General features: G+C 63.1%; 25 protein-coding genes. 11 read left to right on the top strand and 14 right to left on the bottom strand.

From position 1 onward, the window contains the following. Positions 1–71 precede the first annotated feature (71 nt). The 4 genes from IAE36_RS12835 to IAE36_RS12850 all read right to left on the bottom strand — a co-directional run bounded on the left by IAE36_RS12835 (position 72) and on the right by IAE36_RS12850 (position 2673). Positions 72–926: an endonuclease/exonuclease/phosphatase family protein gene (locus IAE36_RS12835; protein WP_201163404.1), complete on the bottom strand. Its 855-nt coding sequence runs from the start codon at positions 924–926 to the stop codon at positions 72–74. An 11-nt stretch (positions 927–937) separates the two neighbouring features. Next, on the bottom strand, positions 938–1570 hold the full coding sequence (gene dsbA, locus IAE36_RS12840; RefSeq protein ID WP_201212751.1) for a thiol:disulfide interchange protein DsbA: 633 nt from the start codon (positions 1568–1570) through the stop codon (positions 938–940). A gap of 151 nt (positions 1571–1721) precedes the next feature. After that, complete coding sequence (locus IAE36_RS12845) at positions 1722–2339, bottom strand: c-type cytochrome (protein WP_028633120.1); 618 nt, start codon at positions 2337–2339, stop codon at positions 1722–1724. A 31-nt stretch (positions 2340–2370) separates the two neighbouring features. Next, positions 2371–2673: a c-type cytochrome gene (locus IAE36_RS12850; protein WP_028633121.1), complete on the bottom strand. Its 303-nt coding sequence runs from the start codon at positions 2671–2673 to the stop codon at positions 2371–2373. 201 nt (positions 2674–2874) lie between these two features. Between IAE36_RS12850 and yihA the strand changes: the two genes are divergently transcribed. After that, the gene (gene yihA / locus IAE36_RS12855; protein ID WP_201212753.1) at positions 2875–3507 is read left to right on the top strand and encodes a ribosome biogenesis GTP-binding protein YihA/YsxC; all 633 of its coding nucleotides are present in this window, start codon (positions 2875–2877) and stop codon (positions 3505–3507) included. 299 nt (positions 3508–3806) lie between these two features. On the opposite strand, the gene polA is transcribed toward yihA, so the two are convergent. Then, on the bottom strand, positions 3807–6554 hold the full coding sequence (polA, locus tag IAE36_RS12860; RefSeq protein WP_201212755.1) for a DNA polymerase I: 2748 nt from the start codon (positions 6552–6554) through the stop codon (positions 3807–3809). A gap of 75 nt (positions 6555–6629) precedes the next feature. On the opposite strand from polA, the gene IAE36_RS12865 reads away from it, so the two are divergent. Next, a complete protein-coding gene (locus tag IAE36_RS12865; RefSeq protein WP_028633124.1) occupies positions 6630–6917 on the top strand; it encodes a DUF2782 domain-containing protein in 288 nt (95 codons plus the stop codon). A gap of 69 nt (positions 6918–6986) precedes the next feature. Beyond that, positions 6987–7937, top strand: a complete 951-nt coding sequence (locus tag IAE36_RS12870) for a homoserine kinase (RefSeq protein WP_201212757.1) — start codon at positions 6987–6989, stop codon at positions 7935–7937. Positions 7938–7991: 54 nt separating this feature from the next. Here the strand turns inward: IAE36_RS12870 and IAE36_RS12875 are convergent, their stop codons facing one another. Then, on the bottom strand, positions 7992–8897 hold the full coding sequence (locus IAE36_RS12875) for a zinc ABC transporter substrate-binding protein (protein WP_201212759.1): 906 nt from the start codon (positions 8895–8897) through the stop codon (positions 7992–7994). A gap of 66 nt (positions 8898–8963) precedes the next feature. Here IAE36_RS12875 and zur point away from each other — a divergent pair, with 66 nt between their 5' ends. The 4 genes from zur (at position 8964) to IAE36_RS12895 (ending at position 11828) form a co-directional block, all read left to right on the top strand. Next, positions 8964–9449, top strand: coding sequence for a zinc uptake transcriptional repressor Zur (zur, locus tag IAE36_RS12880; protein ID WP_028633127.1), 486 nt, complete (start codon positions 8964–8966; stop codon positions 9447–9449). After that, complete coding sequence (znuC, locus tag IAE36_RS12885; protein WP_028633128.1) at positions 9446–10219, top strand: zinc ABC transporter ATP-binding protein ZnuC; 774 nt, start codon at positions 9446–9448, stop codon at positions 10217–10219. The genes zur and znuC overlap by 4 nt, the downstream gene beginning before the upstream one ends. Beyond that, positions 10212–10994 carry a zinc ABC transporter permease subunit ZnuB gene (gene znuB, locus IAE36_RS12890; RefSeq protein WP_028633129.1) on the top strand — a complete coding sequence of 261 codons (783 nt, stop codon included), beginning with the start codon at positions 10212–10214 and terminating at the stop codon, positions 10992–10994. Before znuC ends, znuB begins: the two co-directional genes overlap by 8 nt. A gap of 126 nt (positions 10995–11120) precedes the next feature. Then, the gene (locus tag IAE36_RS12895) at positions 11121–11828 is read left to right on the top strand and encodes a PA5502 family lipoprotein (protein ID WP_201212761.1); all 708 of its coding nucleotides are present in this window, start codon (positions 11121–11123) and stop codon (positions 11826–11828) included. A 57-nt stretch (positions 11829–11885) separates the two neighbouring features. On the opposite strand, the gene katE is transcribed toward IAE36_RS12895, so the two are convergent. Beyond that, complete coding sequence (gene katE, locus IAE36_RS12900; protein ID WP_201212763.1) at positions 11886–14021, bottom strand: catalase HPII; 2136 nt, start codon at positions 14019–14021, stop codon at positions 11886–11888. 224 nt (positions 14022–14245) lie between these two features. Here katE and IAE36_RS12905 point away from each other — a divergent pair, with 224 nt between their 5' ends. From IAE36_RS12905 to IAE36_RS12915, 3 genes are read left to right on the top strand one after another with little or no spacing between them, the layout of a single operon-like run. Beyond that, positions 14246–15253, top strand: coding sequence for a methionine ABC transporter ATP-binding protein (locus IAE36_RS12905; RefSeq protein WP_028633132.1), 1008 nt, complete (start codon positions 14246–14248; stop codon positions 15251–15253). Beyond that, positions 15253–15924 carry a methionine ABC transporter permease gene (locus tag IAE36_RS12910; RefSeq protein WP_028633133.1) on the top strand — a complete coding sequence of 224 codons (672 nt, stop codon included), beginning with the start codon at positions 15253–15255 and terminating at the stop codon, positions 15922–15924. Before IAE36_RS12905 ends, IAE36_RS12910 begins: the two co-directional genes overlap by 1 nt. Positions 15925–15979: 55 nt before the next feature. Beyond that, a complete protein-coding gene (locus tag IAE36_RS12915) occupies positions 15980–16750 on the top strand; it encodes a MetQ/NlpA family ABC transporter substrate-binding protein (RefSeq protein ID WP_028633134.1) in 771 nt (256 codons plus the stop codon). Positions 16751–16829: 79 nt separating this feature from the next. On the opposite strand, the gene IAE36_RS12920 is transcribed toward IAE36_RS12915, so the two are convergent. Genes IAE36_RS12920 through IAE36_RS12935 form a run of 4 tightly spaced genes read right to left on the bottom strand, consistent with a single transcriptional unit; the run spans position 16830 to position 19905 of the window. Continuing rightward, a complete protein-coding gene (locus IAE36_RS12920) occupies positions 16830–17462 on the bottom strand; it encodes an SCO family protein (protein ID WP_201212766.1) in 633 nt (210 codons plus the stop codon). Between the two features lie 21 nt (positions 17463–17483). Continuing rightward, positions 17484–18608, bottom strand: a complete 1125-nt coding sequence (locus IAE36_RS12925) for a COX15/CtaA family protein (RefSeq protein ID WP_201212768.1) — start codon at positions 18606–18608, stop codon at positions 17484–17486. 9 nt (positions 18609–18617) lie between these two features. Beyond that, positions 18618–19199: a hypothetical protein gene (locus IAE36_RS12930; RefSeq protein ID WP_201212770.1), complete on the bottom strand. Its 582-nt coding sequence runs from the start codon at positions 19197–19199 to the stop codon at positions 18618–18620. Continuing rightward, positions 19168–19905, bottom strand: coding sequence for an SURF1 family protein (locus IAE36_RS12935; RefSeq protein WP_201212804.1), 738 nt, complete (start codon positions 19903–19905; stop codon positions 19168–19170). Before IAE36_RS12935 ends, IAE36_RS12930 begins: the two co-directional genes overlap by 32 nt. 63 nt (positions 19906–19968) lie before the next feature. Here IAE36_RS12935 and IAE36_RS12940 point away from each other — a divergent pair, with 63 nt between their 5' ends. Continuing rightward, positions 19969–20172 (top strand): twin transmembrane helix small protein, encoded by a 204-nt coding sequence (locus tag IAE36_RS12940; RefSeq protein WP_054902213.1) that lies wholly within the window; start codon positions 19969–19971, stop codon positions 20170–20172. A gap of 10 nt (positions 20173–20182) precedes the next feature. Here IAE36_RS12940 and IAE36_RS12945 read toward each other — a convergent pair whose 3' ends face one another. The 3 genes from IAE36_RS12945 to ctaD are packed head-to-tail and all read right to left on the bottom strand — an operon-like array spanning position 20183 to position 23246. Continuing rightward, positions 20183–21070, bottom strand: a complete 888-nt coding sequence (locus tag IAE36_RS12945; protein WP_201212772.1) for a cytochrome c oxidase subunit 3 — start codon at positions 21068–21070, stop codon at positions 20183–20185. Positions 21071–21086: 16 nt separating this feature from the next. Then, complete coding sequence (locus IAE36_RS12950) at positions 21087–21653, bottom strand: cytochrome c oxidase assembly protein (protein WP_201212774.1); 567 nt, start codon at positions 21651–21653, stop codon at positions 21087–21089. Between the two features lie 9 nt (positions 21654–21662). Beyond that, positions 21663–23246, bottom strand: coding sequence for a cytochrome c oxidase subunit I (gene ctaD / locus IAE36_RS12955; protein ID WP_201212776.1), 1584 nt, complete (start codon positions 23244–23246; stop codon positions 21663–21665). Positions 23247–23252: the final 6 nt, after the last annotated feature.

The raw sequence follows: 23252 nt of genomic DNA on the forward strand, positions 1-23252 counted from the left end.
ACTGGGGCTGTCTGATACACACTGTCGGCGCACACCCCCGGCACTTTAGGGCATGCACAGCTTCAGTTGATTCAGCTCAAGGCCGGCAGCGTATCCACAGTCAATGCATCAGGCAATCGGATCTCGACAGCGACCGGAAGGTGGTCGGAGATCGGTTGGGCCAGCACCTCCACGCGCTCCAGCGTCAGGCTGGGGCTGAGCAGAATGTGGTCCAGGCAACGCTGGGGGCGCCAGCTGGGGAACGTGGCCTCCACCTGCGGGGCAATCAGGCCAAGGTCGCGCAACGGCGAATGCTCGAGCAGGTCCGTGGCATGGGTGTTCATGTCACCCATCAACACCTGGTGGCGATAACCGCCAATCAGCTCGCGGATATAGGCAAGCTGCAGGGCCCGGGTCTTGGCACCCAACGCCAGGTGCATCATGACCACGATCAGCGCATCCTCACCCTCGCCGAAGCGCACCAGAATGGCTCCCCGCCCGGCGGGGCCGGGCAGCGGATGGTCTTCGAGCTGGTGCGGTTTCAGGCGGCTTAGCACGCCATTGCTGTGTTGGGCAAAGCGGCCAAGGTTGCGATTGAGTTGCTGGTACCAGTAGGGGAAAGCGCCCAACTGCGCCAGGTGCTCGACCTGGTTGATGTAGCCCGAACGCATGCTGCCGCCGTCGGCTTCCTGCAAGGCCACCAGGTCGAAGTCGCTGAGCAGTTGGCCAATCTTCTGCAGGTTACCGGCCCGCCCGGTATGGGGCAGCAAATGTTGCCAACTGCGGGTCAGGTAGTGCCGGTAGCGTTCGGTGCTGATGCCCACCTGAATGTTGAAGCTGAGCAGCCGCAGGCGACCATCCTCGGGCAGGCCAGGGGCCTGCAGGTGATGCTCGTTGACCTGCGGCTGGTGCAGGCCAATGCCACGCGTTGACCGGAAGCGGGGCATGGTAGCGCCGCCTACTTGGCGGCGCGCTCCTTGTCGATCAGCTGGTCGGCAACGTTCAGTACGGCCTCGGCGCCGCCGGCGGTACCCAGGTCGAAGCGATACTTGCCGTTGACGATCATGCTCGGTACGCCAGTGATTTCGTACTTCTTCGCCAGCTCTTTGGCCTGGTTGACCTGGCCTTTGATGGCGAACGAGTTATAGGTGGCCAGGAACTTGGCTTTGTCCACGCCTTGGGTCGCCAGGAAGTCCGCCATGTCCTGTGGATCGGTCAGGCGCTTGCGCTGGTTCTGGATAGCATCGAAGACGGCAGCATGCACTTTATGCTCGACCCCCATGGCTTCGAGGGTGAGGAACATCTGGCCGTGGGCATCCCACGGGCCGCCGAACATGGCGGGGATACGCTTGAAGTTGACATCCTTGGGCAATTTTTCCACCCAAGGGTTGATCACCGGCTCGAAGCTATAGCAGTGCGGGCAGCCATACCAGAACAGCTCGACCACTTCGATCTTGCCAGGGACGGAAACCGGAACAGGGTTGCTCAGCACCAAATATTCCTTGCCGGCAACAGGCTCTGCGGCCTGGACGGCAGTCATACCGAATACGCTGGCAGCGACCAGCGCAGCGCTGAGAATCAGTTTACGCATGCTTTACTCCTGAGCAGTCATGGGTCGCCGCGACGCGACCTGCAATGAGACAGGCCGGGAAGGGCTCAAGTTCTGTAGTGTAACGGCTGCGGGCGAAAAAAAGGGCGGCCGCACCGCCCTTTCATCATTGGCTGGCAACATTAACCGAATGTTAATGCAGGCCCTGGATATAGCTGGCCAGGGCTTCGATGTCATGGTTGCTCAGCTTGCCGGCGATGGTGCGCATGGTCATGGCATCGCCGTCGTTGGTGCGGTTGCCTTCGCGGAAGTCGGTGAGCTGCTTGCTCACGTACTGCGCGTGCTGGCCGCTCAGGTGCGGGAAGCCGGCAAGCGCAATACCGGCGCCGTTGGGGGAGTGGCAGCCGGTGCAGGCAGGCATGCCTTTGTCGAGGTCACCGCCATTGAACAGTGCGCGGCCACGTTCGACCAGCGCCGGGTCAGCAGCCCCCACGCTGCCTTTCTGGCTGGCGAAGTACGCGGCGATATCAGCCAGGTCCTGGTCGCTGAAAGCGGCCAGCATGCCGGTCATCTCCAGCACGGTACGCTTGCCGGACTTGATATCGTGCAGTTGTTTTTCGAGGTAGCGCTGGCCTTGGCCAGCCAGTTTCGGGAAGTTCGGTGCCAGGCTATTGCCGTCGGGGTTGTGGCAGGCGCCACAGACGGCGGTCTTGGCCTGGCCCGCGGCAGCATCGCCCATGACAGGTTGTGCAGCAGTGGCCGCACCTGCGACACCCAGGGTCAACAGCAGACTCACGACTAGTTTGTTCATCAGCTAATCCAACACGGCTAAGGGTGAAATGTTATGTATCGGGACTGCCACTCATCCAAAGGATGACCAAACGGTAGTCCTCGGCACTGCAGTCCATGCACAATCCACGCGGCGGCATAGCCTTGAAACCCTGGGTCACGTGCCTTACCAGTACCTCGATGCCCTGCGCCAGCCTTGGCTCCCACGCTACCCGGTCGCCCTGCCTGGGCGCCTGTGGCAACTGCCCGGCGTGACAGGCCGCACACGTGCGGTTGTACAACACCTCGGGATCCTGTGTAGCCTGTGCGCTGAAAACCGGCAGAAACATACCGACAGCAAGCAGCCATTTCGCCATGCGGAACGACCTTCAGGGTTGGGGGCCGCGCTGCGTTCTGTTGCGCGAGCTATTGATCGACACCCCATGCCCGTTCCCCTACGTTGGGAGAATGAGCACACAAAAACTGGGGCATTATATACTTCCGCCGTCCAAACGGAAACGACACCGCTTGCCAGGCTCAGGCCAATCGAGCCCGGCAACACCCACATCGGATATCCCATGCAAGTCAAGAACCCCATCCTCGGCCTGTGCCAGAAAGCCCAATTCGCCCTTAGCGCCGCCAAGGTCGAACAATGCCCCGACGACCAGGGTTACGAGGTGGCTTTCGCCGGCCGGTCCAATGCCGGCAAATCCAGCGCCCTCAACACCCTGACCCACGCCAGCCTGGCACGCACCTCGAAAACCCCGGGCCGCACTCAGTTGCTGAACTTTTTCAGTCTGGACGATGAACGGCGTTTGGTCGACTTGCCGGGCTATGGCTATGCCAAGGTGCCGATCCCGCTCAAGCAGCACTGGCAAAAGCACCTGGAGGCCTATTTGGGCAGCCGCGAGTGCCTGCGCGGCATCATCCTGATGATGGACGTGCGCCACCCCATGACCGACTTCGACAAGATGATGCTCGACTGGTCCAAGGCCAGCAGGATGCCCATGCACATCCTGCTGACCAAGGCCGACAAGCTGACCCACGGCGCGGGCAAGAACACCCTGCTGAAAGTGCAGTCGGAAATCAGAAAAGGCTGGGGCGATGGCGTGACCATCCAGCTGTTCTCGGCGCCCAAGCGCCTGGGCGTAGAAGACGCCTACCGCGTGCTGGCCGGCTGGATGGAGCTGGAAGACAAGCCTGCGGTGTAACGCTTTGCCAAATCGCAGGCAAAAAAAACCCCGGACTTCGTATGGGGAGGGGGAAGTTCGGGGTCCAAGTCCGGACCGCTAGGGCGGGGTCCAGATATCTGCCAACACTTAACACAACATAGGAGCATCGAAAGGCTTCACCAGCCATTCAGGACCTCTGAGTCGCAATTCACCCTTTAAGTTCCTGACCGCTGCTCCAATTTGTGCGCTGTTTCATGAAACGCCATCGGCCACCGAGGTGGCCGGCATCCAGTCATGCGGCGATAAGTCGCAGAGACTCGTGAGTTTTAACCGCTCGATCAATGCGCTTCGTCCCAGTTTGCACCCACGCCCGCTTCAACCAGAAGGGGTACGTCGAGTTTCGCGGCGTTGCTCATGTGCAGGCGAATTTCATCTTTGACCTGTTCAACCAGATCCTCGCGCACCTCCAGCACCAGTTCGTCGTGGACCTGCAGGATCACCCGGGCGTCCAGCCCACTCTCGCTCAACCAGCTGTCCACATTGACCATCGCCCGCTTGATGATGTCTGCGGCAGTGCCCTGCATGGGGGCGTTGATCGCCGTCCGTTCGGCGCCTTTGCGCAGCGCAGGGTTTTTGGCGTTGATGTCGGGCAGGTACAGCCGGCGGCCGAACAGGGTTTCGACGAAGCCCTGCTCCGCCGCCTGGGCGCGGGTGCGCTCCATGTAGGCCAGCACGCCAGGGTAGCGGGTGAAATAGCGGTCGATGTAGTCCTGGGACTGCTTGCGGTCCACGCCGATCTGCTTGGCCAGGCCAAACGCGCTCATGCCGTAGATCAGGCCGAAGTTGATCGCCTTGGCGCTGCGGCGCTGGTCGTTGGTCACCTGTTCGAGCGCCACGCCAAACACCTCTGCCGCCGTGGCCCGGTGCACGTCCAGGTCATTCTGGAAGGCATGCAGCAAGCCCTCATCCTTGGCCAGGTGGGCCATGATGCGCAGCTCGATCTGCGAATAGTCGGCAGCCAGCAGCTTGTAGCCGGGGCTGGCGATGAATGCCTGGCGGATGCGCCGCCCCTCGGCAGTACGAATGGGGATGTTCTGCAGGTTCGGGTCGCTGGACGACAACCGGCCGGTGGCCGCCACTGCCTGCTGGTAGGAGGTGTGAATGCGCCCGGTGCGCGGGTTGATCTGCCCCGGCAGCTTGTCGGTGTAGGTGCTCTTGAGCTTGCTCAGGCTGCGGTACTGCATCAGCACCTCAGGCAAGGGGTAGCCTTGCATCGCCAGGTCGTCGAGCACCGCCTCGGCGGTGGACGGCTGGCCCTTGGCGGTTTTGCTCAATACCGGCATGCCCAGCTTGTCGTACAGAATCGCCCCCAGCTGTTTGGGCGAGCCGAGGTTGAACTGCTCACCGGCCAGCTCGAAGGCGCGTTGCTCCAGCTCGGCCATCTTCACGCCCAGCTCACCGCTTTGTACCTGCAACAAGGCCGCGTCCACCAGGGCGCCTTGGCGCTCGATCTTGGCCAGCACCGGTACCAGCGGCATTTCGATGTCCATCAGCACCGGTTGTACACCGGGGGTTTGCGCCAGCCGTGCCTGCAACGCCTGGTGCAGGCGCAGGGTGATATCGGCATCCTCGGCCGCATAGGGGCCCGCCTTGTCCAGGTGGATCTGGTTGAAGGTGAGCTGCTTGGCGCCCTTGCCGGCGATGTCCTCGAAGGCAATGGTGGTGTGGCCCAGGTACTTCTGCGCCAGGCTGTCCATGTCGTGCCGGGTAGCGGTGGAATTGAACACGTACGACTCAAGCATGGTGTCGTAGGCAACACCCTGCATGTGGATGGCGGGCGAGCCGTTGGCGAGGATGTTGATATCGTATTTGGCGTTCTGCCCTACCTTGGCCTTGGCTGGGTCTTCCAGGAGGGGTTTCAGTGCCAGCAGCACGGCCTCGCGATCCAGCTGGGCGGGCGCCCCCTCGTAGTCGTGCATCAAGGGCACATAAGCGGCTTCGTGGGGTTCCACGGCAAACGAGATGCCCACCAGCTGCGCCCGCTGGGCATCCACGCTGGTGGTTTCGGTGTCGAACGCGATCAGTGGCGCGTTGCGCAGTTTTTCCAGCCAGGCATCGAAGCGGGCCTGATCGAGGATGGTTTCGTACTTTGCCTCGACGACCGCCGCCGGCGCTTGCACCGGGGCCACTTCATCACCTGCGCGGGCGGCGTCGCGCTGCACATCGGCCACCCAGCTCTTGAATTCCATCTCGGTGTACAGCGCCAGCAGCGCCTCGCGGTCCGGCTCGCCGCACACCAGGGCGTCCACTTCGATGTCCAGCGGCACGTCGATCTTGATGGTGGCCAGTTCATACGACAGGAACGCCGCGTCGCGGTGTTCCTCAAGCTTGGCGGGCAGGCTCTTGGCGCCACGGATGGCCAGGGTGGGTACCTTGTCCAGGTTGGCGTACAACTCGCTGAGCCCGCCACCGATACCGGTCAGCAGGCCGGCGGCGGTCTTTTCACCTACGCCCGGTACGCCTGGAATGTTGTCGACCTTGTCGCCCATCAGGGCCAGGAAGTCGATGATGTGCTCCGGCCCGACGCCAAACTTCTCATGCACGCCAGCCACGTCCAGCACACTACCGGTCATGGTGTTGACCAGGGTAATGTGCCCGTCCACCAGCTGCGCCATGTCCTTGTCGCCCGTGGAGATGATGACCGGCCGACCAAGCGCGGCACTGCTGCGGGCCAGGGTACCGATCACGTCGTCAGCCTCCACCCCCTCGACGCACAACAGGGGGTAGCCCAACGCCTTGACGCTGGCGTGCAAGGGCTCGATCTGCACCCGCAGGTCGTCAGGCATGCTCGGGCGGTTGGCCTTGTAATCGGCATACAAGGTGTCGCGGAAGGTGCCGCCCTTGGCGTCGAACACCACGGCGAAGAGGCTTTCGGGGTACTGCCTGCGCAGGCTCTTGAGCATGTTCAGCACACCCTTCACCGCGCCAGTCGGCATGCCCTTGGACGTGGTCAGGGGCGGCAGCGCATGGAAGGCACGGTACAGGTAGGAGGAACCGTCCACCAGGACGAGGGGCGCTTGGCTCATGTGCAGAATCAACCTTTTCGACGGGTCCGGCGCTAGAATAGCCAGAATCATTGACGACAAAGGGACTAGGTTATCATGCGTACACTCAATCGCCTGTTACTGCTCGGCCTGTTGGCAACCACGCCTGTCGTAGCCCTGGCGGCGGACGACGCGCCCTCGGCCGATCCCGAGGTGACCATTCGCACGGAAGGCGACAAGACCATCCAGGAATATCGCCAGAACGGTTTCCTGTATGCGATCAAGATCACACCGAAACATGGCAAGCCTTACTTTCTGGTACGCGCCGATGGCTCCGATGGCAATTTCATTCGTTCCGACCAACCGGACATGCTGATTCCGGGCTGGAAGATCTTCGAGTGGTAATCTGACGCGCACCGTTCACATCAACCCGGCACTTCCCGGCGGAAGTGCCTTCATGGGCAATCTTTCATCATGTCAGTCTTCACCCCCGTGACCCGGCCTGAGCTGGAAACCTTTCTGGCGCCCTACCAGCTGGGCCGCCTGCTCGACTTCCAGGGCATCGCCGCCGGTACCGAAAACAGCAACTTCTTCGTCAGCCTCGAACAGGGGGAGTTCGTGCTGACGCTGATCGAGCGTGGGCCCAGCGAAGACATGCCGTTCTTCATCGAGTTGCTCGACACCCTGCACGCCGCGGACATGCCCGTGCCCTATGCCGTGCGTGACCGTGAAGGCAACGGCCTGCGTGAGCTGTGCGGCAAGCCGGCACTGCTGCAGCCAAGGTTGTCGGGCAAGCACATCAAGGCGCCCAACGCCCAACACTGCGCCCAGGTCGGTGAATTGCTGGCACACATTCACCTGGCTACCCGCGAGCGCATCATCGAACGCCGCACCGACCGCGGGCTGGACTGGATGCAGGCCGCCGGGGCCGAGCTGCTACCGCGCCTCACCGCGGAGCAGGCTGCGCTGCTGAGGCCGGCACTGGCCGAGATGGCCTTGCACAAGGCACAGATCCTGGCGTTGCCCCGGGCCAACCTGCACGCCGACCTGTTCCGCGACAACGTGATGTTCGAGGGCACCCACCTGACGGGTGTGATCGATTTCTACAATGCCTGCTCAGGGCCGATGCTTTACGACCTGGCCATTACGGTGAACGACTGGTGCCTGAACGAGCAGGGCGGCGTCGATGCACCGCGCGCTCAGGCACTGCTGGCGGCCTACGCTGCACTGCGACCGTTTACGGCAGCCGAGGCCGAGCTGTGGCCAGAGATGCTGCGGGTAGGCTGCGTGCGGTTCTGGTTGTCGCGGCTGATTGCCGCTGAATCGTTCGCCGGCATGGACGTGATGATCCATGACCCGCGTGAGTTCGAGGTGCGCCTGGCGCAGCGTCAGCAGGTGAGCCTGCACTTGCCGTTCGCGCTGTAAACACGCGGTCGCGCGCGCCTGCGCCCCTACGGCGCATGGCGCGTTATGGCACGGTTACAACTGCTCCAGGCACCCGGCCAGGTCATTGCCCAGCTTCTCCAGCAGGCGCTCATACCCGTTGCCATCTACCGGGTCTGTACCGCCCAGCGCGTCCAGCTCGGCCAAGCGCACCGGCAACCCTGCGGTCAGGGTCTCGGCCAGGCGTGGGCGCAGGGGCGGTTCGCTGAAGACACAGGTTTTGCCCACCTCCTGCAACCGCGTGCGCATGGCCGCCACATGCTGCGCACCGGGCTGTACCTCCGAAGCCACGCTGAACACGCCTGTGTGCTTCAGGCCGTACTCCGCCTCGAAGTAATCGAACGCCTCGTGGAAAACAAAGTACGGTTTGCCCGCTACGCCCGCCACCCGGGCCTTGATCCGGCCATCCAGGGCATCCAGGCGCCCATCAAAGGCCTTCAGGTTGCTCTGGTAACGAGCAGCATTGGCAGGGTCCACCTGGGCAAGGTCAGCGGCCATCTTCGCGGCAATCACTCGTGCGTTGACCGACGATAACCACAAATGCGCATCCAGGCTGCCTGGGCGGTGATCATGGTCATGATCGTCCTGGGCCTCGTCATGGGAGTGGCTGTCCTCGCCAAAGTGGCGCAACTTCATGTTCGCCAGCGACTGCACCGCCACTGTGGGTTTGCTGCGGCTGCCCAGCACCCGGGGCAAGAAGCCCTCCATGTCCGGGCCGATCCAGTACAGCAGGTCGGCATCACCCACACGCCGCACATCCGAAGGGCGCAGCGCGTAATGGTGCGGCGAGGCGCCGGGCGGCAACAGCACCTCAGGGCTGCCAACCCCGTCCTGAACGGCTGCGGCAATCTGCTGCAGGGGCTTGATACTGGTCAGCACACGCACGTCGGCATGGGCTGAAAATGCGATGAAAGCGACAAACAGGGCCAGGAATCGGGACACGGTAGGTACTCGAATCGTCTAAAACAGGTAACATAATAACGTCTCTGTCCAGAACCGTCGCTGCCCATGTCCATCACGCCGCTGGCCAACCGCCCCCATGATCATTCCCATTGCGTACACAGCGCCCTGGCCGAAGCCGACGCGCTGTGCGCGCGCCAGGGCCTGCGCCTGACCGCATTGCGCCGCCGCGTGCTGGAGCTGGTATGGCAAAGCCATAAACCGCTGGGTGCCTACGACATCCTGGCGGTGCTCAGCGAACAGGACGGTCGCCGGGCGGCGCCCCCCACCGTGTACCGTGCGCTGGACTTCCTGCTGGAAAACGGCCTGGTGCACCGCATCGCCTCACTCAACGCCTTCATGGGCTGCAGCCACCCGGAACACGCTCACCAAAGCCAGTTCCTGATCTGCCGCGTCTGCCATGTGGCCATCGAGCTGGAGCAGGACAGCATCAGCGACGCCATCATCGGCAGCGCCAGGCACGTCGGCTTTACCGTCGAGAACCAGACCGTGGAAGTAGTGGGCCTGTGCAGCAATTGCCGGAGCGCGGCATGACCGACGCGCTCATCCGCCTGGAGCAGGTCGGCGTCACCTTCGGCGGGGAGAACGTGCTGGACAGCATCGACCTGTCGGTGGCACCCGGCCAGATCGTGACCCTGATCGGCCCCAATGGCGCAGGCAAGACCACCCTGGTACGCGCCGTGCTGGGGCTGCTCAAGCCACACCGCGGTTCAGTATGGCGCCGGCCCAAGCTGCGCATCGGCTACATGCCACAAAAAATCCAGGTGGATGCCACGCTGCCGCTCTCCGTGCTGCGCTTTCTGCGCCTGGTGCCGGGTGTTGACCGGGCAGCCGCCTTGGCAGCGTTGCACGAAGTGGGTGCCCAGCACGTGATCGACAGCCCGATCCAGACCGTGTCCGGTGGCGAGATGCAGCGCGTGCTGCTGGCCCGTGCCCTGCTGCGCGAGCCACAGCTGCTGGTGCTGGACGAGCCGGTACAAGGCGTAGACGTGGTCGGCCAGACCGAGTTGTACAACCTCATCACCCGGCTGCGCGATCGCCTGGGCTGCGGCGTGCTGATGGTGTCCCACGACCTGCACCTGGTGATGAGCGCCACCGACCAGGTGGTGTGCCTGAACCGCCATGTCTGCTGTTCGGGCCACCCGGAACAGGTCAGCGGCGACCCGGCGTTCGTCGAACTGTTCGGCCAGACCGCGCCAAGCCTTGCCATCTACCACCACCATCACGACCACAGCCATGACCTGCACGGCTCCGTGGTCGCCCCTGGCAACCCTGTTCATGGAGCGCACTGCAAGCATGGCTGATTTTCTTCTCTACGCCCTGCTTGCCGGCTTGTCCCTGGCACTGGTGGCCGGGCCGCTGGGCTCGTTCGTGGTCTGGCGGCGCATGGCCTATTTCGGGGACACTCTGTCGCATGCAGCACTGCTCGGCGTGGCCATGGGCTTTGCCCTGGATGTAAGCCCGGCGCTGGCAGTGACCGTGGGCTGCCTGCTGCTGGCCATTGTGCTGGTTACCTTGCAGCAGCGTCAGCCACTGGCCTCCGACACCTTGCTGGGCATTCTCGCACCCAGCACGCTGTCGTTGGGGCTGGTGGTGCTGAGCTTCATGCATGACGTGCGCATCGACCTGATGGGTTATCTGTTCGGCGACCTGCTGGCCATCAGCCCCACCGACCTGGCCTGGATACTGGGCGGCAGCGCCCTGGTGCTGGTGCTGCTCGCTGTGCTGTGGCGGCCGTTGCTGGCCGTGACCGTGCATGAAGAGCTGGCCATGGTCGAAGGCCTGCCCGTCGCCGGCCTGCGCATGGCGCTGATGCTGCTGATTGCCGTGGTCATCGCCGTGGCCATGAAGATCGTCGGGGTGCTGCTGATCACCTCACTGCTGATCATTCCGGCAGCTGCGGCGCAGCGTCACGCCCGCTCCCCCGAGCAGATGGCGCTAGGGGCCAGCCTGCTGGGCGTCACCGCGGTTTGCGGCGGCCTGGCACTGTCCTGGTTCAAGGATACCCCTGCCGGCCCCTCCATCGTGGTGTGCGCTGCAATGCTATTCTTGCTGAGCCTGGCACTGCCAAAACGGTGAAAAACCGGCGTGCCGGGGCTGCCTCTGCAACCTTGGGCGAAGTAAAGGGTCTGTAAGACCTGTTTTCGAGCGTGCGCACCTGGGTGTAGACTTGCTCGCTTTTTGCGCAAATAGAGAGTCGCAGGAATGAAGCCGTTTGCCTCCCGTTGTCTGCTTGTTGCCGCGTTTTCCCTGTTTCTGGCCGCCTGTTCCCATGCGCCAGTCGAACAGGCCACCGCACCTGCCCAAGCCGATGCCTGGCAGCAGTTGCAACAAAATATTGCCAGCAATGAGCTGGCCACCGCCGAAGACCAGTTGGCCGCGCTGCAAGCGCAGGCGCCAGGTGACGCGCGTGTCGAGCAATACCAGCGCCAGCTGGCCGAAGCCTATCTGCAACGCAGCCAGATCGTGCTGCAGAAAGGTGACGTGAACGCCGCTGCCACGGCACTGGCCAGGGCCCGCGCGCTGATGCCCCAGGCACCTGCCGTGATCGGTGGGGACCCGTTGACGCAAGCGCGTAAAGCCGAGCTGGCCAAGGCGGAGGCTGCGCTGCAGGCGGCCGAAGCCAAGCCCAAGGCACGGCTGATCGACCCGACAGCGCCCAGCACGGTTGTTGCGTTGAAAACCACGGATATTGGCGCAATGCGTCATCAGCTGGACGATATCGCCCAGGACGTCGTCAACTACCGATGCGAAGTGGTGTTCCAGGTGCCCCGCAGCGCTGATGCACCGTGGCTCAAGCACCTGCTTGAAAAGCGTGTGCACAAGCTGGACAGCGGGTACAACCTGAAGCTCAAGCATGAGATCCAGCGTGCGTTGCCGGCGCAGGTGGTTCTGGTCCCACACCAGCAATAACGCCGTAGGCCCCGCCAGCAGGCCGGCGCTAAAGGACGCCGGCCACGGGGTGCGCCGTCAGGCTGGCACAGCCTCGGCTGCCGCTTCACGCTCCCAGACGCGGTGCCCCTCTACCGCCTTGACGAACGCGTCCACGGTTTTCTGGTCATCGCCTGTCAGCAGCCCCTTGTCCTCTTTGAGGCCAAGCGTTGCCAGCAGCTCCTTGGTCAGCACCATGGCCTTCAGGTGTTTGTAACCTTCGAGCAGGAAGTGCTTGGCCACGCCGCTGCCAGCCAGCGCATCACCAGAGGCTTTGCCCGCCGGCACGATAATGCCGTCGAACATTACCGACGGCATGCCCTCCATCGACGCATCCACCGGCAACTGCTTGCCGTCTGCGGCCTTGACCGGCGCCGAAGTCGGCCCCAGCAGCATTGGGCGGGCACTCTGGGCTTCCAGTGCCTTGACCAGCTTGTCGACACTCCCCGCATCCACGCCATTGGCCACCAGAATGGCAATCTTGCGCCCCTTGATGCCCACCTTGCCCGGCAGGTTCATCTGGCTAAGCGTAGGCGACGTCGCCTGCTTGCTGCCCTTGACCTGGACCGTGCCGGCCTTGGGGGCGGGCAGGCCGAGGTTCTCGGCAACTGCTGCCGCCAGTTTGAGGTCGATGTTGGCCAGGATCTCATTCACCTGACGTGCGCGAATGGCCTCACGCTCGACCTTGCCCAGTTCAAAGCTGTAAGCCTTGATGATGTGCTGCTGCTCGGTCGGGCTCATGCTCTGGAAGAACAGACGCGCCTGGGAGAAGTGATCGCTGAACGAGTCGCTGCGCTGGCGAATCTTGTGCGCATCGATGCGTTCCTGGTAGCTCTCGAAGCCACCGTCACGGGCGCCCGGCGGGGTTTCCTTCGGCCAGCCCCCATCGATGGAATTAGGCTCGTAGGACGCCTGGCCCTTGTGCACGATGTGCTGGTGAATGGCATCGCGCTGGTTGTTGTGGAACGGCGCAACCGGGCGGTTGATCGGGATCTGGTGGAAGTTCGGCCCACCCAGGCGGCTGAGCTGGGTATCGGTGTAGGAGAACAGGCGCCCCTGCAGCAGCGGGTCATTGGTGAAGTCGATGCCCGGCACAATGTGGCCTGGGCAGAATGCAACCTGCTCGACCTCGGCAAAGAAGTTGTCCGGGTTGCGGTTGAGCACCATCTTGCCCAGCGGTGTAACCGGCACCAGCTCTTCGGGGATGAGCTTGGTTGGGTCCAGCAGGTCGAAGTCGAACTTGTGCTCATCGGCCTCCGGCACGATCTGCACGCCCAGCTCCCACTCAGGGTAGTGCCCGGTTTCGATGGCTTCGCGCAGGTCGCGGCGGTGGTAGTCGGTATCCTTGCCCGCCAGCTTTTGCGCCTCGTCCCACAGCACCGAATGCACGCCTTCGCTCGGCTTCCAGTGGAACTTCACGAAGCTGGCCACGCCCTCGGCGTTGACCAGGCGGAAGGTGTGCACGCCGAAGCCTTCCATCATGCGCAGGCTGCGCGGGATGGCCCGGTCGGACATGGCCCAGATGACCATATGCGCCGATTCTGGCACCAACGACACGAAGTCCCAGAAGGTATCGTGGGCCGAGCCGCCGGTCGGCATTTCGTTGTGCGGCTCGGGCTTAACCGCATGCACGAAATCAGGGAACTTGATGGCGTCCTGGATGAAGAACACCGGCATGTTGTTGCCCACCAAGTCGAAATTGCCTTCGTCGGTGTAGAACTTCACGGCAAAACCGCGCACGTCGCGGACCGTGTCGCCCGAGCCGCGTGGCCCCTGCACGGTAGAGAAGCGCACGAACACCGGGGTGATCTTCTCAGGGTCCTGCAGGAAACCCGCCTTGGTCAGTTCGGCATGGCAGCCATAGCTCTGGAAATAACCATGGGCGCCCGTGCCGCGAGCATGAACGATACGCTCAGGGATGCGTTCGTGGTCAAAGTGGGTGATCTTCTCGCGCATGATGAAGTCTTCAAGCAGCGAGGGCCCACGGGGGCCAGCCTTGAGCGTGTTCTGGTTATCGGAGATGCGCACACCCTGGTTGGTGCGCAGCGCCTGCCCAGTGGCGTCACTGCGGTCGGCCTCCAGGCTCTGCAGCTTGGCGTTGGTGTTGGCCTTGTCTGGGCCCTGGTTGCCCGCAGCCTCGCTGTGCTTTGGGGCGTCCGTCTTCTTGCTGGGCATGTTCGGCTCTCCTCATCAGTCTTCAGGCGTGCCCGTTCGGGCTATGTTCTGGTAGTGACTGGAGGGGTTCGGTGAGCGTTCAATCAGGTTTACCGGTTGTCGACATATGCCCGTTGGCTTGGTCCAAGGCGAAATAAATGCTAAGAACAGCGGGTGGAAAAGGCTAAAATGCGCCACCCAGCCAACCGCTGACCCAAATTCATGCGCCCCACAAGGTTCGCTACGTGATCGAGTTCCAACAGGTACACAAGACCTACCGCGTCGCCGGTAGGGAAATCCCCGCCCTTAACCCGACTACCCTCACCATCGAGAATGGCCAGGTGTTCGGCCTGATCGGCCATTCCGGTGCCGGCAAAAGCACCATGCTGCGCCTGATCAACCGCCTGGAAGAGCCCTCTGGCGGCACGATCATCGTCGATGGCGAAGACGTCACCGCGTTCAACGCCACCCAGTTGCGCGGCTTCCGCCAGCAGGTCGGGATGATTTTCCAGCACTTCAACCTGCTGGCATCCAAAACCGTCGCCGATAACGTCGCCCTGCCACTCACCCTGGCCGGCGAACTGTCGCGCAGCGAGATCGACAAACGCGTCACCGAACTGCTCGCCCGCGTCGGCCTCTCGGACCACGCTCGCAAGTACCCGGCGCAGCTCTCGGGAGGCCAGAAGCAACGCGTGGGTATCGCCCGGGCGTTGTCGACCAACCCCAAGATTCTACTGTGCGACGAGGCGACCAGCGCCCTCGACCCGCAGACAACCGCCTCGGTGCTGCAATTGCTGGCCGAGATCAACCGCGAGCTGAAGCTCACCATCGTGCTCATCACCCACGAGATGGATGTGATTCGCCGGGTCTGCGACCGTGTTGCGGTAATGGACGCCGGCCATATCGTCGAGCAGGGCTCGGTGGCCGATGTCTTCCTGCACCCGCAGCACGCCACCACCAAGCGCTTCGTCCAGGAAGACGAGCAGGTGGACGAAGGCGAGCAGCGTGACGACTTCACCCATGTGCCGGGCCGCATCGTGCGCCTGACCTTCCAGGGTGATGCCACCTATGCCCCGTTGCTGGGCACCGTAGCCCGTGAAACCGGCGTGGACTACAGCATCCTCGCCGGGCGTATCGACCGCATCAAGGACGTCCCCTATGGCCAGCTCACCCTCGCCTTGATTGGCGGTGACATGGAAGCGGCCTTCGCCCGCTTCAAGGCAGCTGACGTTCATATGGAGGTACTGCGTTGATGGACGCCCTTAATTTCTTCGCCAACGTCGACTGGGCCGAAATCTGGCTGGCCACCGTCGACACCATGATCATGCTGTTCGGTTCGCTGTTGTTCACCGTGCTGCTGGGCCTCCCCCTGGGCGTACTGCTGTTTTTGTGCGGCCCCAAGCAGATGTTCGAACAGAAGGGCGTTTACGCGCTGCTGTCGTTGGTGGTCAACATCCTGCGCTCGCTGCCGTTCATCATTCTGCTGATCGTGATGATCCCGATCACCGTACTGATCACCGGCACCTCGCTGGGCGTCGCTGGCGCCATTCCGCCGCTGGTGGTGGGTGCCACGCCGTTCTTTGCCCGCCTGGTGGAAACCGCCCTGCGTGAAGTGGACCGCGGCATCATCGAAGCCACCCAGTCGATGGGCGCCACTACGCGCCAGATCATCACCAGCGCCTTGCTGCCAGAAGCCCGCCCGGGCATCTTCGCCGCCATTACCGTCACCGCCATCACCCTGGTGTCGTACACCGCCATGGCCGGTGTGGTCGGTGCAGGCGGCCTTGGCGACTTGGCCATCCGCTTCGGTTACCAGCGCTTCCAGACTGACGTCATGGTCGTCACGGTGGTGCTGTTGCTGGTGCTGGTGCAAGTGCTGCAAAGCGTCGGCGACAAGCTTGTCGTGCATTTTTCCCGTAAGTAACCCCAATGGGGCAGACCCGTTCGGGGGCCGTCGCGGCCCTCACAAGGAGTGATCAATGAAGAAGCTGCTTGCTGTTGCTGCCGCCGTGGCGGCCTTTTCGGCCCAGGCCGATACCCTGACCGTCGCTGCCTCGCCGGTGCCCCACGCGGAAATTCTCAACTTCGTCAAACCACAGCTGGCGAAGGAAGGTGTAGAGCTCAAGGTGAAAGAATTCACCGACTACATCCAGCCCAACGTGCAGGTTGCGGAGAAGCGCCTGGACGCCAACTTCTTCCAGCACCAGCCGTACCTGGATGAGTTCAACAAGGCCAAGGGCACTGACCTGGTGAGCGTGACCGGCGTGCACATCGAGCCGCTGGGTGTTTACGCGAGCAAGCTGAAGAAGCTGGACGAGCTGCCTTCCGGCGCCACCGTGGTCATCCCCAACGATGCCACCAACGGCGGCCGCGCATTGCTGCTGCTGGACAAGGCCGGGGTGATCAAGCTCAAGGACAACAAGAACATCCTGTCGACCGTGAAGGACATTGCCGAGAACCCGAAGAACATCAAGTTCCGCGAGCTCGAAGCGGCGACCATTCCGCGTGTCCTGACCCAGGTGGATGCGGCCTTGATCAATACCAACTATGCGCTGGAAGCCAAGCTGAACCCGGAGAAAGACGCCCTGGCCATCGAAGGTGCGGATTCGCCGTACGTGAACATTCTGGTTGCCCGGCCGGACAACAAGGATTCGGACGACATGAAGAAACTCGCGGCTGCACTGCATTCGCCTGAAGTGAAGCAGTTCATCACCGAGAAGTACAAGGGCGCGGTGGTTCCGGCGTTTTGATGTGATGGTCATGGGGCCGCGTTGGGGCCCCTGAAACCGTTGGCGCAGGCTCACCCGCGAACGGGTAGAGCCGACAGCCTCAGTCCTGCTTCACCAATGCCGGTAACCGGGCTACCAGCTTCTGGTTGTTGAACGGCGCACGTATGAACCCCCGCTGGCGCCCGTCCGGGCCGACCACAGCCAGGTTGCCACTGTGATCAACCGTATACCCCGGCTTGCTGGTATCTGCCGGGATGAACGGGATGCTCAAGGCATTGGCCAGCTTCTGCGTATCCTCGATCGAACCTGCCAGCCCGACGAAGTCCTTGTCGAAGTAAGCCAGGTACTGCTTGAGCTGGTTGGGTGTGTCGCGGTTGGGGTCCACGCTCACCAGTACCACTTGCAGCCGGCTTAACGCCTCCTGGGGCAGCTCGCTTTTTACCTGGCGCAACTGCGCGAGGGTGGTCGGGCAGATATCCGGGCAATAGGTGTAGCCGAAGAACAGCAGCGACCATTTGCCCCTCAGTTCGTCCAGGTGTACCGGCTGGCCGTCCTGGTTGGTCATGGTCACATCGGGCACCGCGCGGCTCTGCGGCAGCAGGATGATGCCTGCATCGATCAGCTCGGTGGGGTTTACCTGGCCCCGGCCGTTGAGCACCTTGTTGACGGTAAGGCCCAGGATCAGCGCGACCAGGGCAACGAGGATGAAGACGGTTTTCTGGGTTCGGGTCATAAGCTCGGCAACAGTTCGTGGTCAACGGGCGCCGCGATCAATGGCGCGCACAGGAAGCCGATAGAGTACGCGAAGGTGCTGGCCACTGCATGCGGCCGGCTGCCACGGGCCGGTATCGGCATGGGCCAGCGGGGTGAGGCGCCAGGCTGCGGTGATGCGCGGCTTGTCGACCACGCGGATACGGAAGTTGACTAGCACCATGGCCAGCAACAGCACTGCACCACCCGCGTTATGCAGCACGGCAACGGCCAATGGCACGTGCAGCAGCACATTGGCGACGCCCAGGCACAGCTGCAGCCCCAGCGCCGCCAGCACCATCAGGGCCAGGCCGCGCAAGTGCAACCGATGCAGCTTCCAGCCAAGCAGCAACAGCACCAACGTGACCATCAGCGCACCCAGGCGATGGCTGACATGGATGGCCGTGCGCGCATCGCTGTCCAGCTGCCCGCCCAGGTAGTTGGGCCCCACGTGCTGGGTGAGGTGGAAACCATTGCCGAAATCGGCAGCCGGCCACCATTGGCCATGGCAGGTGGGCAGGTCAAGGCAGGCAACGGCGGCGTAGTTGGCACTCACCCAGCCACCCAGGGCAATCTGGCCGATCACCACCAGCAATGCCAGGGCTGCCGTGCGGCGCAAGCTCAACGGCAGCTTGGGCATTGGCGGCAAACGCCCGCACAGGCGCAGCGCCAGCAAAAACAGCAAGCTCACCGTGGTGAAGCCGCCCAACAGGTGCGCAGTGACAACCTGCGGCCACAACTGCAGCGTTACTGTCCACATGCCGAAGGCCGCCTGGCCCAGCACCACCGCAAGCAGCAGCAAGGGCAGGCGCCGGGGCTGGCCATCGCCAGGGTGGCCACGCAATGAGCGCAGAGCCAGCCAGGCAATGACCAACGCCAGCGCACCGGCGAAATAGCGGTGGGTCATCTCTGCCCAGCCCTTGGCTTGCTGCACCGGGTGGTCCGGGAAATGCCGCTCGGCGTGGGCCAGTTGGGCGTCGGTCTTGGGCACGGTGAGCATGCCGTAGCACCCCGGCCAGTCCGGGCAGCCCAACCCGGCATGGGTCAGGCGGGTATAGGCGCCCAGCAACACGACCATCAAGGCCAGCAGGGTGGCGAACACAGCAAGGCGAAATCCAGGTCGGGCCATGGTGTTCTCCTAGCCGATGTTGGACAGCTTGAGCAGGTGGCGCAGGTCGTCGAGGACATGCTTGCCGTTCACCCCGGCGTCATAGCGCAGCACCAAGTTGCCGTGAGGGTCGACGATCCACAGCTGCGGCCCGGGCTGGTTCACACGCTGCCGGTAACGCACAGCATCCAGCGCATAACGTTGCAGCCGCGGGTATTCGCGACCGAGCAGCGCCTGGTAGGGGGCGCTGAGGGGGTGGGATGCGGCCAGGGCATGGCTGGCACGGCTGGCATCGCGGCCCAGGCCAACCTGTATCTGCCGGGCCAGGTACACCAGTCGCTGGCAATCGTCGGCGCACTCCGCAGGCGCCGTGACCAGCAGCTGCCAGCGCTCATCCTGGCCCGCCACGCCCAGGTCGGCGCGGCCCTCGCCATTGCCAACCAGCACGCCATGGAAGCTGCGGCCATCCGGCACCCAGAACCCCAGCTTGTACATGCAGGTGGCCAGCACCATAGGCCCGATCACCAGCAACAGCATCAACAGCAGTTGCAAGCGCCCGCGGGGCTTGCGCTTGCCGCGTTCAGGCGCGGTCAGTGGCGTGGCGGTGGCCATGGCGTTTCTCCTTGTGCTGATGCCAGCCGAAATAGAGGTAGAGCACCACCAGGGCAATGGCCAGGGCGAACCACTGCACGGCATAGCCCAAATGCTTTTCCGGGCCCATGGCCACTGCCGGCCAGCCCAGGCGATAGGCAGCGGGGCCAGGTTCGAGCCGTAGCTCGTGGGCAAAGCCCTCACGCCCCAGCTGTTGCCACAGGCCGCTGGGGTCGACGGCCGTCAGCAGGTGGGGCCATTGCCCGCCGACAGGGTCGGCGTGCAACTGGAATGGGCTGCCGGGGGCGACATAGACCGAGGCCTGCAGTGCCAGCGCCTTGGCTGGGGTTGCGAAGCGCACCGGCACACGCCGGTCGGGCCATGCAAGCCAGCCGCGGTTGATCAGCACCCACGCACCGCTGGGTTGGTCGTGAAAGGGTTGCAGCAGCTCCACACCGACTTGGCCATCACGCATGCGGTTGTCCAGCAACAGGCTGTGCTCGGGGTCAAAGCGCCCGTACAACTGCACGCGGCGGAAGGCATCGTCACCCGTCGGCGCCAGTTGCGCGGCAGCCAGCGGCGGCTCGTTGCGCCGCTCGGCGTAGGCTGCCAGCAGCACCCGCTTCTGCTCGGCGCGCCCCAACTGCCAGCAGCCAAGCGCGATCAAGCAAGGCAGTAGCGCCAGCACCGTCAGCGTCGGCAGCCAGCCAGGGCGAAAGCGCCTCAGCGTGGCCGTACCCGGTGGCTCGCTATACTTGTCCACATTCCTGCACCTCTTCGGAGTAGCGCCATGCTCAAGGCTGCGATTGTGCTGATGCTGTTGGCCACGGTTGCCAGCCTGTTCAGTGGCCTGGTGTTTCTGGTCAAGGACGATGAAAACTCCACACGCCTGCTCAAGGCACTGACCGTGCGGGTCACCCTCGCAGCACTGACCATCGGCTTGGTGGCCTGGGGGTTCATCAGTGGTCAGCTGGTTTCACATGCCCCCTTTTAGGTGCCGGCCTTCAAACCACATACACAAAGATGAACAGCCCTACCCACACCACGTCGACGAAGTGCCAATACCAACTGGCCGCCTCGAAACCAAAGTGTTTTTCCGGGCTGAAATGCCCACGCAGAATGCGCACGAACATCACCAGCAGAATGATCGTGCCCAGGGTCACGTGGGCGCCGTGAAAACCGGTGAGCATGAAAAACGTCGCGCCATAGATGCCGGAGCCCAAGGTCAGCCCCAGTTGCGTGTACGCCTCGTGGTACTCGTAGGCCTGCAGGGCAATGAAGCTGGTGCCTAGCACCAGGGTCAGTGCCAGCCACAGTTTCAGCGCAGTGCGGTGCCCTCGGCGCAGGGCATGGTGGGCCAGGGTGATGGTGATGCTGGAACTGACCAGCAGCACCGTATTGATCAACGGCAGGTGCCACGGGTCGATGACGCGCTTGGGGGGCGGGAACAGCTTGGGGTCCGGCGTGTGCAGCAACGGCCAGGTGAATTCGAAGCTTGGCCACAGCATGTGCGCCACCCCCTTGGCGCCATCGCCGCCCAGCCAGGGCCCGGCCAGTACCCGCACGTAGAACAGCGCACCGAAGAAGGCCAAAAAGAACATCACCTCCGAAAAGATGAACCAGCTCATGCCCCAGCGGAACGAGCGGTCCAGCTGCGGGCTGTAGAGGCCGGCCCGGCTCTCGCGCACCACAGCACCGAACCAGCCGAACAGCATGTAGGCCAGCAGCAATGCACCGATGAAGAAGATCAACGGCCCATGGGAGCCAGCATGCCCGGCCTTGATGTCATTGAACCAGGTACCCAGCCCGAACACCGTCACCAACAGCCCGAGCGAGGCGATGATCGGCCACTTGCTCTGCGCCGGAACGTAGTAGTGCTGGTGGTTTGCCATGACGGTGCTCCTTCCCTCAGCGGGCGCGCCCTGGGTCACCCGCCGAGGCCTGGGCGACGGGCGGGTGACGGGCGGTGATGTCGAACAAGGTGTAGGCCAGGGTCAGGTGCTTCACGCCGGCAGGCAGGTCACGGTCGACGATGAAACGCACCGGCATCTCGATGCGCTCACCGGGCTGCAATACCTGCTGGGTAAAGCAGAAGCACTCGGTCTTGTGGAAATACGCTGCAGCCTCGGCCGGGGTGATGCTGGGGATGGCCTGGGCGCTCATCGGCCGGTCGGTGGGGTTGTGGGCAATGAAGATCATCTGGTTCACCGCACCCGGGTTCACCTGCAACTGGTCGTCGCTGGCGTAGAAGTCCCAGACCATGTCGCTGGCATTGGTGGACATGAACTGCACCCGCACCGACCGGGTTGTATCAGCCAGCTGGCTACCCTCGTACTGCCCGCCGGTCTTGCCATTGATACCAAAGGCCTTGCACATCACGTCGTAGAGCGGCACCAGGGCAAAGCCAAAGGCGAACATCACCACCGTCAGCATCAGCAGGCGCAGCACCAGGCGTTTGAGCGACAGGCCGTTCATGGCGATGGGTTACTCCACGTCAGGTGGCGTCTGGAAGGTGTGGTAGGGCGCAGGCGAGGGGATCGACCATTCAAGCCCCTCGGCCCCATCCCAGGGTTTGGCAGGGGCCGGCTCGCCGCCCCGTATGCACTTGATGACGATGAACAGGAAGAACACCTGCGTGGCGCCAAACAGAAACGCGCCAACCGAAGACACCATGTTGAAGTCGGCAAACTGCAGGTTGTAATCCGGAATACGCCGCGGCATGCCGGCCAGCCCGACAAAGTGCATGGGGAAGAAGGCCATGTTCATGCCGATGAACGACAGCCAGAAGTGCAGTTTGCCGAGGGTTTCGTCGTACATGTGGCCGGTCCACTTCGGCAGCCAGTAATACGCCGAGGCGAAGATGCCGAAAATGGCGCCGGGTACCAGTACATAGTGGAAGTGCGCCACCACGAAGTAGGTGTCGTGGTACTGGAAGTCGGCGGGGGCGATGGCCAGCATCAACCCCGAAAAGCCGCCGATGGTGAACAGGATGACGAAGGCAATGGCAAACAGCATGGGCGTTTCGAACGTGAGCGAGCCTTCCCACATGGTACTGACCCAGTTGAACACCTTCACCCCGGTAGGCACCGCAATCAGCATGGTGGCGTACATGAAGAACAACTCGCCCACCACCGGTATGCCCACCACGAACATATGGTGCGCCCACACGATGAAGGACAGGAAAGCAATGGCGCCGGTGGCATACACCATGGAGGTGTAGCCAAACAGCGGCTTGCGGGAAAACGCCGGGATGATCGAACTGACCGCGCCGAAGGCCGGCAGGATCATGATGTACACCTCGGGGTGGCCAAAAAACCAGAACACGTGCTGGAACAGCACCGGGTCACCGCCTCCGGCAGCGCTGAAGAAGCTGGTGCCAAAATGGATGTCCATCAGCATCATGGTCACCACGCCGGCCAGCACCGGCATCACCGCAATCAGCAAAAATGCGGTAATCAGCCAGGTCCACACGAACAGTGGCATCTTCATCAGGGTCATGCCCGGTGCGCGCAGGTTGAGGATGGTGGCGATCACGTTGATTGCCCCCATGATCGAACTGATCCCCATCAGGTGGATGGCGAAGATGAAGAAGGTGACGCTGGCCGGTGCATAGGTGGTGGACAAGGGCGCATAGAAGGTCCAGCCAAAATTGGGCCCGCCGCCAGGGGTGAACAGGGTCGAGACCAGCAACAGGAACGCCGCCGGCAGCAGCCAGAAGCTGAAATTGTTCATGCGCGGCAGGGCCATGTCCGGGGCGCCGATCATCAGCGGGATCATCCAGTTGGCCAGCCCCACGAAGGCGGGCATCACTGCACCGAACACCATGATCAACCCGTGCATCGTGGTCATCTGGTTGAAGAAGGCCGGCTCCACGATCTGCAGGCCCGGCTGAAACAGCTCGGCGCGGATCACCATGGCGAACGAGCCACCCAGCAGGAACAGGGTGAAGCTGAACCACAGGTACAGGGTGCCGATGTCCTTGTGGTTGGTGGTGAGCACCCAGCGCATCAGGCCCTTGGCCGGCCCATGCGCATGGCCCTGGGCGTGGTCATCGATCACTGCACTCATGTCCTG

It is taken from the genome of Pseudomonas sp. S36 (assembly GCF_016647875.1).
Classification (GTDB): Bacteria; Pseudomonadota; Gammaproteobacteria; order Pseudomonadales; family Pseudomonadaceae; genus Aquipseudomonas; species Aquipseudomonas parafulva.

Excerpts from the sequence above, each read along its gene's own strand:
- ctaD (WP_201212776.1), bottom strand. The coding sequence starts at position 23,246 with ATGAGTGCAGTGATCGATGACCACGCCCAGGGCCATGCGCATGGGCCG.
- IAE36_RS12945 (WP_201212772.1), bottom strand. The coding sequence starts at position 21,070 with ATGGCAAACCACCAGCACTACTACGTTCCGGCGCAGAGCAAGTGGCCG.
- katE (WP_201212763.1), bottom strand. The coding sequence starts at position 14,021 with ATGCCCAGCAAGAAGACGGACGCCCCAAAGCACAGCGAGGCTGCGGGC.
- IAE36_RS12850 (WP_028633121.1), bottom strand. The coding sequence starts at position 2,673 with ATGGCGAAATGGCTGCTTGCTGTCGGTATGTTTCTGCCGGTTTTCAGC.
- IAE36_RS12835 (WP_201163404.1), bottom strand. The coding sequence starts at position 926 with ATGCCCCGCTTCCGGTCAACGCGTGGCATTGGCCTGCACCAGCCGCAG.
- polA (WP_201212755.1), bottom strand. The coding sequence starts at position 6,554 with ATGAGCCAAGCGCCCCTCGTCCTGGTGGACGGTTCCTCCTACCTGTAC.
- yihA (WP_201212753.1), top strand. The coding sequence starts at position 2,875 with ATGCAAGTCAAGAACCCCATCCTCGGCCTGTGCCAGAAAGCCCAATTC.
- zur (WP_028633127.1), top strand. The coding sequence starts at position 8,964 with ATGTCCATCACGCCGCTGGCCAACCGCCCCCATGATCATTCCCATTGC.
- IAE36_RS12910 (WP_028633133.1), top strand. The coding sequence starts at position 15,253 with ATGGACGCCCTTAATTTCTTCGCCAACGTCGACTGGGCCGAAATCTGG.
- IAE36_RS12925 (WP_201212768.1), bottom strand. The coding sequence starts at position 18,608 with ATGGCCCGACCTGGATTTCGCCTTGCTGTGTTCGCCACCCTGCTGGCC.
- IAE36_RS12950 (WP_201212774.1), bottom strand. The coding sequence starts at position 21,653 with ATGAACGGCCTGTCGCTCAAACGCCTGGTGCTGCGCCTGCTGATGCTG.
- IAE36_RS12940 (WP_054902213.1), top strand. The coding sequence starts at position 19,969 with ATGCTCAAGGCTGCGATTGTGCTGATGCTGTTGGCCACGGTTGCCAGC.
- IAE36_RS12895 (WP_201212761.1), top strand. The coding sequence starts at position 11,121 with ATGAAGCCGTTTGCCTCCCGTTGTCTGCTTGTTGCCGCGTTTTCCCTG.
- znuC (WP_028633128.1), top strand. The coding sequence starts at position 9,446 with ATGACCGACGCGCTCATCCGCCTGGAGCAGGTCGGCGTCACCTTCGGC.
- IAE36_RS12920 (WP_201212766.1), bottom strand. The coding sequence starts at position 17,462 with ATGACCCGAACCCAGAAAACCGTCTTCATCCTCGTTGCCCTGGTCGCG.
- IAE36_RS12915 (WP_028633134.1), top strand. The coding sequence starts at position 15,980 with ATGAAGAAGCTGCTTGCTGTTGCTGCCGCCGTGGCGGCCTTTTCGGCC.
- IAE36_RS12930 (WP_201212770.1), bottom strand. The coding sequence starts at position 19,199 with ATGGCCACCGCCACGCCACTGACCGCGCCTGAACGCGGCAAGCGCAAG.
- znuB (WP_028633129.1), top strand. The coding sequence starts at position 10,212 with ATGGCTGATTTTCTTCTCTACGCCCTGCTTGCCGGCTTGTCCCTGGCA.
- dsbA (WP_201212751.1), bottom strand. The coding sequence starts at position 1,570 with ATGCGTAAACTGATTCTCAGCGCTGCGCTGGTCGCTGCCAGCGTATTC.
- IAE36_RS12845 (WP_028633120.1), bottom strand. The coding sequence starts at position 2,339 with ATGAACAAACTAGTCGTGAGTCTGCTGTTGACCCTGGGTGTCGCAGGT.
- IAE36_RS12870 (WP_201212757.1), top strand. The coding sequence starts at position 6,987 with ATGTCAGTCTTCACCCCCGTGACCCGGCCTGAGCTGGAAACCTTTCTG.
- IAE36_RS12865 (WP_028633124.1), top strand. The coding sequence starts at position 6,630 with ATGCGTACACTCAATCGCCTGTTACTGCTCGGCCTGTTGGCAACCACG.